The sequence below is a fragment of the uncultured Desulfovibrio sp. genome, from assembly GCF_902477725.1.
GTDB lineage: Bacteria > Desulfobacterota > Desulfovibrionia > Desulfovibrionales > Desulfovibrionaceae > Desulfovibrio.
The window spans coordinates 1-11,269 of sequence record NZ_CABSIF010000025.1 but is presented as its reverse complement, the minus strand read 5'-3'; the positions used below and the strand labels follow the sequence as shown (position 1 = coordinate 11,269).

12 protein-coding genes and 1 other RNA gene are annotated in these 11,269 nt (G+C 58.1%); 10 read left to right on the top strand and 3 right to left on the bottom strand.

The window, feature by feature from the left end:
* Positions 1 to 432, bottom strand: a 432-nt coding sequence (locus tag RDK48_RS14900; RefSeq protein ID WP_308588059.1) for a 50S ribosomal protein L11 methyltransferase, incomplete at its 3' end; no start/stop codon positions are given.
* A gap of 247 nt (positions 433 to 679) precedes the next feature.
* Between RDK48_RS14900 and ilvA the strand changes: the two genes are divergently transcribed.
* Positions 680 to 2,215 carry a threonine ammonia-lyase, biosynthetic gene (ilvA, locus tag RDK48_RS14895; RefSeq protein ID WP_298998214.1) on the top strand — a complete coding sequence of 512 codons (1,536 nt, stop codon included), beginning with the start codon at positions 680 to 682 and terminating at the stop codon, positions 2,213 to 2,215.
* Between the two features lie 112 nt (positions 2,216 to 2,327).
* Here ilvA and RDK48_RS14890 read toward each other — a convergent pair whose 3' ends face one another.
* Positions 2,328 to 2,828 carry a protoporphyrinogen oxidase gene (locus RDK48_RS14890; protein WP_298998216.1) on the bottom strand — a complete coding sequence of 167 codons (501 nt, stop codon included), beginning with the start codon at positions 2,826 to 2,828 and terminating at the stop codon, positions 2,328 to 2,330.
* Between the two features lie 77 nt (positions 2,829 to 2,905).
* On the bottom strand, positions 2,906 to 3,847 hold the full coding sequence (locus RDK48_RS14885) for a spidroin-2 (protein WP_298998218.1): 942 nt from the start codon (positions 3,845 to 3,847) through the stop codon (positions 2,906 to 2,908).
* Positions 3,848 to 3,983: 136 nt separating this feature from the next.
* Here RDK48_RS14885 and RDK48_RS14880 point away from each other — a divergent pair, with 136 nt between their 5' ends.
* The 9 genes from RDK48_RS14880 to RDK48_RS14840 all read left to right on the top strand — a co-directional run bounded on the left by RDK48_RS14880 (position 3,984) and on the right by RDK48_RS14840 (position 11,055).
* Positions 3,984 to 4,568, top strand: a complete 585-nt coding sequence (locus tag RDK48_RS14880; RefSeq protein WP_298998220.1) for a manganese efflux pump MntP family protein — start codon at positions 3,984 to 3,986, stop codon at positions 4,566 to 4,568.
* A gap of 44 nt (positions 4,569 to 4,612) precedes the next feature.
* Positions 4,613 to 5,023, top strand: a complete 411-nt coding sequence (locus RDK48_RS14875) for an OsmC family protein (RefSeq protein WP_298998222.1) — start codon at positions 4,613 to 4,615, stop codon at positions 5,021 to 5,023.
* A gap of 99 nt (positions 5,024 to 5,122) precedes the next feature.
* Entirely contained in the window at positions 5,123 to 6,268 is a 1,146-nt protein-coding gene (locus RDK48_RS14870) for a glycosyltransferase (RefSeq protein WP_298998224.1), read from the top strand.
* Between the two features lie 87 nt (positions 6,269 to 6,355).
* On the top strand, positions 6,356 to 7,711 hold the full coding sequence (gene glmU / locus RDK48_RS14865; protein ID WP_298998226.1) for a bifunctional UDP-N-acetylglucosamine diphosphorylase/glucosamine-1-phosphate N-acetyltransferase GlmU: 1,356 nt from the start codon (positions 6,356 to 6,358) through the stop codon (positions 7,709 to 7,711).
* 133 nt (positions 7,712 to 7,844) lie between these two features.
* A complete protein-coding gene (gene zapB / locus RDK48_RS14860) occupies positions 7,845 to 8,090 on the top strand; it encodes a cell division protein ZapB (RefSeq protein WP_298998228.1) in 246 nt (81 codons plus the stop codon).
* Between the two features lie 6 nt (positions 8,091 to 8,096).
* Positions 8,097 to 8,369 (top strand): cell division protein ZapA, encoded by a 273-nt coding sequence (locus RDK48_RS14855; protein ID WP_022657505.1) that lies wholly within the window; start codon positions 8,097 to 8,099, stop codon positions 8,367 to 8,369.
* 12 nt (positions 8,370 to 8,381) lie between these two features.
* Positions 8,382 to 8,565, top strand: a non-coding RNA gene (ssrS, locus tag RDK48_RS14850) — 6S RNA.
* Between the two features lie 211 nt (positions 8,566 to 8,776).
* Positions 8,777 to 10,336 (top strand): ribonuclease Y, encoded by a 1,560-nt coding sequence (rny, locus tag RDK48_RS14845; RefSeq protein WP_298998231.1) that lies wholly within the window; start codon positions 8,777 to 8,779, stop codon positions 10,334 to 10,336.
* A gap of 131 nt (positions 10,337 to 10,467) precedes the next feature.
* Positions 10,468 to 11,055: a TRIC cation channel family protein gene (locus RDK48_RS14840; protein ID WP_298998232.1), complete on the top strand. Its 588-nt coding sequence runs from the start codon at positions 10,468 to 10,470 to the stop codon at positions 11,053 to 11,055.
* Positions 11,056 to 11,269: the final 214 nt, after the last annotated feature.

Sequence of the window (11,269 nt, the reverse complement as noted above, 5' to 3'; positions counted from 1 at the left end):
GGGCCGCCGCCAGTCCATGACTGTCCACAGCGGCTGCGGCACTTCGTTGATATCGGCGTTACGGGCCGCAAAGTGCAGGGCGGCTTCCTCATAGTCCATGGCAGTCATTTTTGCGCCAAGCCACTGGCCCACCATGGCGGTGAGGCCCAGGCCGCAGCCGATATCCAGACAGGGCTGCCCGTCGATGCATTGCCGTTGCTGCGCAAGCCAGCCTGCCAGGGCGACGCTTGAAGGCCAGAGCTCCGTCCAGTAGGGCAGGCGTTCATCGTCAAAATCATCGGGCGAGGCCGTCATGGCGTCCCAAAGCTGCTCAAGGTCGGCGGCCCGGGTGAGCCGCCACAGGCGACCTGCTGCGCGCACTGAAATGTGCGGCGTGTATTCGGTCAGGCCATGCGTTTCAGACTGGGAAAATTCGGAAGTCAGTTCGGTCATTCGGCAAGCATAGCGCAATGGCCTGTAGCTGTACAGATACGCAACAGTGGGGCAAGCTTGGGCCGATGTGCCCCGTGGCGGGGAAAAAACGCGTCAAAAACAGAATGTAAGCCCGTAGAAGCAGCGCGAATTTTAAAAAGTAAGCACTTGAGAAGCATTTCTTGCGGGTATATAAAGATTGGCCTTACAAAAATGCGTTTTTCGACCGCAAGGGCGGCCATGCGCGAAGCCCCGCAAGGACATTTTCATGGACAAGCACAGCGAATACCTGAACCGTATCCTTTTGAGCCGCGTGTACGACGTGGCGGTAGAAACCCCCCTGGACGAGGCGGTCAGTCTTTCGCGCCGCACCGGCAATAATATTTTGCTCAAGCGCGAAGACCTCCAGCCTGTTTTTTCCTTCAAGATCAGAGGCGCCTACAACAAGATGGCGCACCTTACCAAGGAAGAACTGCGCAGGGGCATTATTACCGCCTCGGCTGGCAATCACGCTCAGGGCGTTGCCCTTGGCGCGCGCAAGCTGGGGTGCGAAGCTACCATTGTCATGCCCGTGACCACGCCTGCCATCAAGGTCGAGGCTGTGAAGCGGCTGGGTGGTCAGGTTGTGCTTTCCGGGGAGTCTTTCAGCGATGCCTGGAAGCATACGCTTGACCTGATTCAGGAAACCGGCTGCGTGTACATTCCGCCTTTTGACGACCCGGATGTCATCGCAGGGCAGGGCACCATCGGCATGGAAATCCTGCGTCAGCACCCCGGCGATATACACGCCGTTTTTGTCCCCATCGGCGGGGGCGGCATGGCGGCGGGCGTTGCCGCCTACATCAAGAACCTGCGGCCTGAAATCCGCGTCATCGGCGTGGAGCCTGTGGATTCCGACGCCATGCGGCGTTCCGTCATGGCCGGGCAGCGGGTGGAACTGCACGATGTGGGTCTGTTTGCCGACGGCGTGGCCGTCAAGCTGGTGGGTGAAGAAACCTTTGTTCTGTGCCGCGACCTGCTTGACGACATCATCACCGTGGAAACGGACGCCATCTGCGGTGCCATCAAGGATATTTTTGAAGACACCCGCGTGGTGGCTGAGCCTGCGGGCGCGCTCGCCCTGGCTGGCCTGCGGGCCTATGCCAAGGCGGGGGATCTGCATGATGCCACCCTGGTAGCCATTGTGAGCGGCGCAAATATGAACTTTGACCGCCTGAGCCACGTGGTTGACCGCGCGGAAATAGGCGCTCAGCGTGAAGCCCTGCTGGCAGTGACCATCCCCGAAACCGTGGGCAGCTTCCGGCAGTTGTGCGCCTCTTTTGGCAGCCGCAACATCACGGAACTCTGCACCCGGTATTCAGACCCGGTAAAGGCCAGGGTGCTGGTGGGCATCAAGATCAACGGGCGCGATGATGTGCCCCAGGTGCTGAAAGAATTGCGCGGCAAGGGCTTTGAGGCCATTGACCTCACGGATAACGAACTGGCCAAGGTGCATGTGCGGCATCTGGTAGGCGGCAACGCGCCACAGATTCTGCACGAGCGTTTGCTGCGCTTCACCTTCCCCGAACGCCCCGGCGCGCTGCTGGACTTTATGGACGCCATGCGCGTGGATTTCAGCATTTCGCTGTTCCAGTACCGTTATCACGGCGCGGATTTTGGCCGCGTGCTTGTGGGATTTGAGGCACCCGATGAAAAGAAGGAAGCTTTTGAGGATTTTCTCAAGCGAGTTGAAGCCATGGGCTATCCTCATGTGGAAGAATCCACCAACGATGCCTACAAGATGTTTCTGGGCTGGCACGAATAGCCCCGTCTGAAGCTGAATAAATGTAAAACACCGGCTGTCCTTTGCAGGGCAGCCGGTGTTTTACATTACGGCCTGTTGAGAAAAAGCCGCGTCAACTATGTGCAGAGTCTGTTTACTGGCCGAGCAGCTTGCGCGTTTCGGGGGTGAGGCCCTTGAGGCTGGCAAAAATAGCTTCGGCTCCACGCTGGTCAGGATCCTGAACAATGGCAATAAGGACCTTGTCTGCCGTGGCGTTGACCTTGGTCACGCCGGGGGCGGGAAAGGCCTGGCTGCGCAGTTCGCCGTTAAACGTCCAGAACGGCCCCTGCGGGCGGGGCTGGGAAGCGTTGGCCTGAAGAGGGGCAAGCTTGTTGGCAATGGAAGCGCTGTCGTCATTTTGCGTATTGGGCAGAACAAAAATGCTGATGAGTGCGGCGTAGTCGTCTTTCTTTTCGTTGGAAAGGCCCAGAATCAGCATGCATTCATCGGGATTGCCCGATTTGAAGCCCATCTTTTCCTCGCCGTCCCAGCCTTGGGGCAGGTCGGCACTGAAAAGCGTAAACGAGCGCGGTTCAGCCTGGGCTGTGACCGTCAGGCAGAGCATGAGAAGGGACAGAAAAAACAAAGTCCGCATGGGAACCTCCGGGTTGCGGAAAAATCGAATCCGTATGTGCAGTTGGGTATACGCGCTGCCCGTGTGCGGGGCAAGCATCAGCGCCCGAGCGCCAAAAGGAACGGAAAACTCGCGCCAAGCACAAGCAGCAGAAGCCCAAGAACGTTGAGCCAGTAAAATTTGCGGGGGGCGCGCAGAACAAACAGGGCCACCCAGCAGGCAATGGCGAGGGTCATGGGCACAAGGCCCATTGCCTGTTCCGCCAGCCCTTGCGGCAAGGGCCCCTGCCGCAGGGAAAAGCCGATCACAAGCCCCCAGCGGTCAATGCAGCGGGGGATAAAGCCCACCATGGCCCACAGGGCGCACCAGCGGGCAGCGCGCTGTTCGTCCGCCAGCGTGAATGCGGCTCCACTGTTGCGGGCCACAAGGGAAAGGATGATCAGTGCAACACTGCCCGCTGGGGCCAATGCGGTAAAGTAGTCGTGAAGGGTTTTGGGAAGCACGGCCAGAGCCACATCCCCTATGCTCAGCCCTTGCGGCAGGCCGGAAAAGGGCCAGTTGGGCAAAACCTGCGCGGCAAAAAAGCAGAGGGCCGCCAGCAGCGCAAGGCCAACACGCAGGCCGATCTGCCCCGGCTGCCAGTAATCCTGCGCAGCTTGCGGCACGGGGGCAGCGCGGTCAGCCGCAAGATACAGCAGCAGGCAGAGTATGCCAGCCAGCCATGCGGCAACCGCCGTTGTGTAGGGCAGCATGGCTGGCATCCACAATGATACGCCTTCAAACATATGTTCCATGCTGCGCACGCTTGCCAGCAGGGCAAGAACACTGCCTGCGGCCAGCAGCGGGCCGAGAACAGCTAGCCCCGCAGCGCAGCGGGCGAGGGTGCGCGCTCCATAGGCGCTGAGCCTGGCCTGCCCCCGTCTGCCGGTGGCCAGGGTGAGAGCGATAATAACGGGCATGGCCGAAGCGGCGCTTGCGCCCAGGGTCAGAACAGCGGCAATCCATTGCCAGCAGAAAAGCCAAGAAGGAATAGTTTGCATACCCAGCCTTGTATCCCGAGGCCGTGTCAGCCGCAAGCGAAAGACCTCTCTTGCTCCTGAGCGGCCCTTGCCCTATAGTTCACGCCACTCTGCAATCAATTTGGGCGGTCATTGCGCACCGCAGCATGGGGTTTTTATGTCGTTTTTTGCTGTTCTGCTCCTGGCCGTTGCCCTTTCCATGGATGCGTTTGCCGTTGCCCTGGCTTCGGGCTGCGCCTTGCGCGCGCCGCAGGCGCGTCATTACTTCCGCCTTTCCGCGGCATTCGGTTTTTTTCAGTTCGCCATGCCGGTGGTGGGGTGGTATCTGGGCATTACCGTGCGTTCTTATATGGAAGCGTGGGATCACTGGATCGCCTTTGCCCTGCTGGGCTGGATAGGCGGCAAAATGGTGTTTTCGGGGTTTTCGGCCCTACGGGCGAGTTCCTCCTGTCCGCGTCCTTCGGTGGATCCCACTGTGGGGCGTAACCTGCTGGTGCTGAGCGTTGCCACAAGCATCGATGCCCTGGCCGTGGGCCTTTCTTTTGCAATTCTGGGAACTTCTGTCTGGAGTCCGGCCCTGATGATCGGTCTGGTCTGCGCGGTCATTACCGCTGTGGGCGTATATCTGGGCAAGGCGCTGGCCAACCTCTGCGCGGTCAACGGATGGGCTGAACTGCTGGGCGGGCTGACCCTGCTGGCTATTGCCTGTAACACGCTGCGCGAGCATAATGTTTTTGGTTAATCACCCGTAACTGCCGTTTGACCGGCAAAACCGCAGGAGTTGCCATGGCTACCGTCAGTGCAAAATATCTTGGGGATCTGCGCGTGGAGTGCGTCCACAACCAGAGCGGCACAAAGATCATCACAGACGCCCCTTCTGACAATCAGGGCCTGGGCGCGGCTTTTTCGCCCACCGACCTGTGCGCCACAGCCCTTGGGGCCTGCGCCATGACCATTATTGGCATTTATGCAAAGACGCATGGCGTGGACGTGACCGGCACAGAGATGGAGATCAACAAAACCATGAGCGCCGACCCGCGCCGCATCGGCAAGATTGAAGTGACCTTCAAAATGCCCGACCGCGAATATTCCGCCAAGGAAAAGGCGGTAATCGAGCGCTGCACACAAAGCTGCCCCGTGCACCACACCCTGCACCCCGATGTGGAGCAGGTGTTTACCTTTATTTGGAAGAACTGAAATTGGCGTGCGGGGGTGCTGAAGGGTGCGCCTTGAATCTGCTTGGTGCGCGTTATCAGCACTCCTGCATGGTGCTTACCCGGCATAACAGGATATCGCATGACTCCTCCTCCATTGGTTTCAGTAATAATCCCCAGCTATAATTACGCCGGTTTTCTTCCTCACTCTGTTTCCAGTTTGCTGCAACAGCGTTGCCCGCAGGTGGAAGTGGAGGTGATTGTGGTGGATGATGGCTCAACGGACAACACCGCTGAGGTTGCCCGTTCTTTTGGGCCGGATGTGCATTATATCTATCAGGAAAACCAGGGTCTTTCCGCAGCGAGAAACGCTGGGCTGCGTGCGGCGCGCGGTGATTTCATCGCCTTTCTTGACGCGGATGACATTCACACAAAGGGATTGCTGGCGAGCCAGCTGAAAGCTTTTGCCGTTCAGCCTGAGCTTGATATTGTCATTTGTCGCTGTCTGGATTTTTCAGAAGGCGCAAATGGGCAGATCGATGGGTTGTGGTCGCTGGTCAACAGCCATTGGGATGTGCATGCATGCAACGCCAATCTTGCTCCTGTGCATTGCTATATGGTGCGAACAGATATTGTGCGGCGTATTGGCTATTTTGATCAAAGTCTAAAATCCTGCGAAGATCAGGATTACTGGTTGCGCGGCTACGGTCTGGGGGCCAAAGTGGGCATAAATACAGATGGGTTGGTGCTTTACCGCAAGCACGGCGGTGGTATGACGGAAAACCGCGCCCGTATGTACCACCATGACTCACTTATGCACGAAAAGGTTGGCCGCATGCTGGCCGAGTTGCCGGAGTTTCCCTTGCAGGCCAAGTGCGCAGGCTGGCTGGCCCATGCAGCCGGCTGCCTTGTTTCTGCCGGATATCTCTGCGAGCTTGATCCTGAGCGCTCACGGGTCATGCAGGATTTTTTTACAAAGGCAGTGCTCGCAGCCGCGCCGCTGTTCAGCCACAGCGTGCCGCGCAATGATACGGGCAACCTGCGCTATGTTCAGGATTATTACGGGGGGCGGTGCCTGCGCCTCGCCAATTGGTCTGGCCTGCAACTGACGCCCGCAGCCGCAAAGGCTGTGATGGTGCTCAAGCGCATGTTTCCCCGCATGGCCGATCTTTCTTCAGATGCGCTGAATGCGCGCCTGCACAGCACCTATGCCAGACTTTGCGTGATTGGCCTGCCGTCGCACGAGCACGGGGTAAACGCCCAAGCAGCGCCGCACAACGCAGATTAACTCTGCGGTCTTGCTGTTTGGCCCGCAAGAGGCTATTGGTCTGCCTGCACAGATTCCCGCCATATGTGGCGAACGAAGGAGATATCCATGCCGAAGAACGCGGCTTTGATTCTTGCAGCGGGCAAGGGAACCCGCATGCACTCGGACAGGCCCAAGGTGCTGCAAACGCTGCTGGGCGAGCCAATGCTTGCCTGCGTCATTGAGGCTCTGCGCCCTGTTTTTGCGGAAGACGTCTGGATTGTGGCCGGGCATCGCGCCGAAATGGTGCAAGCCGCCTTTCCTGATGCCCGCTTTGTGCTGCAGGAGCAGCAGCTTGGCACAGGCCACGCCCTTATTCAGGCTCTGCCCGCACTGACCGAAGCCGGTTGCACCCATTTGCTGGTGGTCAACGGCGACGCGCCCCTGCTTTCGGAATCTCTGGTTCGTTCCTTTCTTGCCGAGGCCGTTGGTGCTGACCTGGCCTTTGCCACCATTGAGCTGGACAACCCCGGCGCGTATGGCCGGGTGGTGCGCCAGCAGGGCAAGGTCAAGGCCATTGTGGAAGCCAAGGATTATGATTCCTCGCTCTACGGGCCGCCCTCCAACGAGGTCAACGCGGGCATGTACTATTGCAGCCTTGGTGCGGTGCAAAGCCTTTTGCCGCACCTGAACAACAGCAACAAGAGCGGCGAATATTACATTACAGACCTCATCGGCCTCGCCGTTGCGGAAAAATACGAAGTTCTCGGCATCCAGTGCGGCCGCGATGATTCGCTCATGGGCGTGAATTCGCCGCTTGAGCTTTCCCGCATGGAAGAAACCCTGCGCGCCCGTATTGTTGATGGTCTGCTTGCTTCCGGCGTTATCGTACATGCGCCGGGATCGGTGCGTGTGGGGCCTCTGGCGCAGATTGAACCCGGCGTGGAATTGACGGGTCCGTGCGAAATCTATGGACGCACCAGCATCAGCCGTGGGGCCAGCGTTGCCTCGCACTGCGTGGTGCGCGACTGCGTGATCTCCAATAATGCAGAGATCCGCTCCTTCTCCCATCTGGAAAAAGCCCGCGTGGGCGCAACCGCATTGGTGGGGCCCTTTGCCCGCCTGCGGCCCGGTGCGGTGCTTGAAGAACAGTCGCATGTGGGCAATTTTGTGGAGCTTAAAAAGACCCACCTTGGCAAAGGCGCCAAGGCTAACCACCTTACCTATCTTGGCGATGCCGAAATAGGCGAGGGCACCAACATCGGCGCGGGCACAATCACCTGCAATTACGATGGAAAGCACAAGTTCCAGACCAAAATCGGGCGCTATGCCTTTATTGGCAGCAATACCGCCCTGGTTGCCCCTGTGATCGTGGGCGACGACGCCCTTGTGGGGGCTGGATCGGTCATTACCCGCGACGTGCCCAACGGCGAGCTTGCCATTGCCCGCGAAAAGCAGAAGAATCTGCCCCGCAGGAATAAATAAACGGCCCAGGCGGCCTGTGCCGCAAGGGTTTTGGCTTTTTTGCAGCCCGCGTCGGCACGGCCCGGCGCGGGTATTTTTTCGCCCGAGCGTATCCATTCTTGCCAAGGTCATGCCGCGGTGTTATCTACAAATCATGGAACTTTTGGAGCAGCTTGAATCGCAGGTTGAGGCGCTTTTGGCCCGACTTGACCGCCTCAAGGCGGAAAACGCGAAAATCAGTGCGGAGTCTGCCGCAGTGGCAGCCAGAAATGACGCACTTGATGAAGAAAACCAAAAGCTGCGCGAAGCTCTTGAAAACGAAGAAACGATGCGTACTGAGGCGCTGAATCGCATTGACGCCTTGCTGCGCAGGATTCAGGAGCACGACAGCGTCGAGTAGGTTTTTGTGAACCAGGATACTATCAACCTCACCGTTCTTGGGCTGAGCATTGCATTCAAGCCTGGAGCCGACATGCGGCGCGTACAGGAAGCCGTGCGGCTGGTGGAGGAACGGTTCGCAGACCAGAAGCTGAGGTTCCACGGAGGGCAGACCAAGGACATTCTGCTGACTTTTATGGCCCTTGGACTGGCGGATGATTTGTTGCAATCGCAGAAAGAGCAGGCGGACGTGCAGAATCGCGTCTCAACCTTGCTTTCAAAAATAGAGGAGTCCTCTTAGGCTCCTTTGGGCGCTTCCCTGGGACGCGCGTGATTTATGCCTCGGTGCTAACCTGACAAGAATATAATAGGGAGCCGTCACTGTCTTTGTGTGTGCACGCCCGGCAAGTCCGGGAAGCCCGGAAAGGACATACAGGCGCCCGACCTGGTTATCCAGGTTCTGTACCGCAAGCATGACACGGCGCTCCGGGGAACGCGCCTTCTTTTGACGTATCTGGCTGCCGTTCGTGGTAGCCGATGCTTTTGCGCAGTTCACTCCAGACCGTTAATCGGTATCCAGCCAGGGTTTCAGCAGCCCCTTCGGGCTAATTTTGCTACGGTGTGCGGCGGTTTTGCCGCTTGCCGGTGTTCGTCGGCCCGCGCCTGTTGGCGCAGGGTCCGTATTGATAAAAGAGAGAGGCTGGATTCATGGATCCATTGTTCATTGCAGCGCTTGTAGCTGCGGCGCTGCTGGGGGTTGCGCTGGGGGTGTTCGCGCACAAGCGTTCTGCCGCAAAACGTGTGGGCGACGCCGAAGATCTGGCGAAGCGCATAGTGGCGGAAGCGCGCAAAGAGGCGCAGGCCCAGAAAAAAGAGATATTGCTTCAGGGCCAGGACGATCTGTTCAATCAGAAGCGGGAACTCGAAAACGAATTCAAGGAACGTGAGCGCGAGGTCAAGGCCCGCGAACGTAAACTTGAAGAAATGGGCGGTCGCCTTGAGGAAAAGCTTGAAAAAGCAACCACAAGGGAGCACGAACTGCTGACTTCAGAGAAGGATCTGGCCCGCAAGGAACGCCAGCTTGCTGAATCTGAAACGTTTTTGCAGACCCGTATTGAAGAGCAGGAGCAGCGGCTTTCTGAAATTGCAGGCCTCACTGCCGATGAGGCAAAGGCCCGGCTTTTCAGCGAAATTGAAGCCAAAACCCGGCACGAATCGGCGCGTATGATCCGCCAGATTGAAATGGAAGCGCGCGAAACTGCCGACCGCAAAGCCAAAGAAATTCTCTGTAATGTCATCCAGCGCTACGCGGGCGACTACGTCAACGAGCAGACCGTTACGGCTGTGACCCTTCCGAGCGAAGACATGAAGGGCCGCATCATCGGGCGCGAAGGCCGCAACATCCGCGCGCTTGAGGCTGCCACTGGTGTGGATCTTATTATAGATGATACGCCTGAAACCGTTATCCTCTCAGCTTACAGCCCTCTGCGCCGTCAGGTTGCCAAAATGGCGCTTGAGCGCTTGATCCAGGATGGTCGCATTCACCCTGCACGCATTGAAGACATTGTGCAGAAGTGTGAGCAGGAACTGGACACTCAGGTGCGCGAAGTGGGCGAGCAGGCCACCTTTGACGCGGGCGTTCATGGTATTCATCCGGAAATTGTCCGTTTGCTCGGGCAGTTGCGCTACCGCACCTCGTTTACCCAAAACGTGCTCCAGCATTCTCTTGAAGTCTCGGCCCTTTGCGGCATGATGGCCGCCGAGCTCGGCATGGACGTCAAAAAAGCCAAACGGGCTGGCCTGTTGCACGACATTGGTAAGGCCGTTGACCACGAGGTGGAAGGCCCGCACGCCCTTATCGGCGCGGACCTCGCAAAAAAGTATAACGAAAGCCAGGAGATCATCCACGCCATTGCAGCCCACCATGAAGACCAGCGCCCTTCAACGGCCTTGGCCGTGCTGGTGCAGGCGGCTGACTCCATCTCTGGCGCGCGCCCCGGTGCACGTAAAGAGCTGCTTGAAAACTACGTGAAGCGGCTTGAAGATCTGGAAGGCATTGCCACCAGCTTTGATGGCGTCAGCAAGGCATACGCCATTCAGGCTGGCCGCGAGATTCGCGTGATGGTCAACTCCGACATGGTTGATGACGACACCACGTATATTCTCTGCAAGGATATTGCTGAAAAGATTGAAAAAAATCTGACCTATCCCGGTCAGATCCGCGTGACGGTCATTCGTGAGCGCCGGGCAGTGGGGCTGGCCAAGTAGAGCAGAAGCTTTGAAACAGGCGCTTAAACGCAGGAAAAGCCCGCATGCGTCTGCTTCGCGGCAATGATTGGCAGGCAAATCCTTGCCGGAGCATTTCACGCATGAAATGATTTGGCACTCAGGTGCAGCGTATGCAGAACCTTCCCTTATTTGTGTTAGATCTGGCGGCCAGCTTCGTGCTGGCCGCTGCCGCATCTTGCAGGGCGCGCTCAACGGGCGCACATTTCAGCGGTGCTGCCGTTCTTGCCTGTCTGGCAGGAATGGCAGCGCCGCTTGCTCGTGATGGACTGCTCGGGTACGGGGCCATCACCCTCAATCAGGGGGAGTATCTTGCTGCATGCGTGTGCGGCGGCATTGCCGGTATCATTATAGGGCAAAGCAGCCGTGCCTGGATGGCCTTTTACTGGCTGGATGCCGTAGGCTTGGCACTTGGGGCTGGCGTCGGAACAGTAAAGGGCGTGATGGCCGGGCTTGGCCCTACGGGCAGCATATTGGTTGGAATACTGGGCGGGCTTGTGGGTGGCATTGCGCGAGACCTCTGCCTCGGGGATATGGCCCGTGCGGTGGAAGAAGATATGTACGCCACGGCAGCAGCCTTTGGCGGCATGTTGACCTTGGCAGTGATGCTGTTGACAAACCTGCATCCGTGGCAAAGCGCGCTGTGTGGCGCGCTGCTGGTGTTCATTCTGAGAGGGATAAGAAAAATCAAAATTGACTGAAACGTCGGCGAGTTCGGTAAATGATTGCGAAAAAACGGCACTACAGCTTGACTCTGGCGTGCCGTTTCGCTATTTTTTACTTCCGCTGCACGAGCACCCCATGTTTTTTGTGGTCAATTTGCAAAAAGCTGAAATAAGGGTTGACTTGCGGAACGGGGAGGAGCATAAACGCTCCTCGCGACAAGAGAAAGCGGTTCACGGAAACGCAAGCGAA

Bases quoted from the DNA above. Each gene is read 5' to 3' on its own strand.
- ilvA (WP_298998214.1), top strand. From the start codon at position 680: ATGGACAAGCACAGCGAATACCTGAACCGTATCCTTTTGAGCCGCGTG.
- RDK48_RS14890 (WP_298998216.1), bottom strand. From the start codon at position 2,828: ATGCGGACTTTGTTTTTTCTGTCCCTTCTCATGCTCTGCCTGACGGTC.
- RDK48_RS14885 (WP_298998218.1), bottom strand. From the start codon at position 3,847: ATGCAAACTATTCCTTCTTGGCTTTTCTGCTGGCAATGGATTGCCGCT.
- RDK48_RS14880 (WP_298998220.1), top strand. From the start codon at position 3,984: ATGTCGTTTTTTGCTGTTCTGCTCCTGGCCGTTGCCCTTTCCATGGAT.
- RDK48_RS14875 (WP_298998222.1), top strand. From the start codon at position 4,613: ATGGCTACCGTCAGTGCAAAATATCTTGGGGATCTGCGCGTGGAGTGC.
- RDK48_RS14870 (WP_298998224.1), top strand. From the start codon at position 5,123: ATGACTCCTCCTCCATTGGTTTCAGTAATAATCCCCAGCTATAATTAC.
- glmU (WP_298998226.1), top strand. From the start codon at position 6,356: ATGCCGAAGAACGCGGCTTTGATTCTTGCAGCGGGCAAGGGAACCCGC.
- zapB (WP_298998228.1), top strand. From the start codon at position 7,845: ATGGAACTTTTGGAGCAGCTTGAATCGCAGGTTGAGGCGCTTTTGGCC.
- rny (WP_298998231.1), top strand. From the start codon at position 8,777: ATGGATCCATTGTTCATTGCAGCGCTTGTAGCTGCGGCGCTGCTGGGG.
- RDK48_RS14840 (WP_298998232.1), top strand. From the start codon at position 10,468: ATGCAGAACCTTCCCTTATTTGTGTTAGATCTGGCGGCCAGCTTCGTG.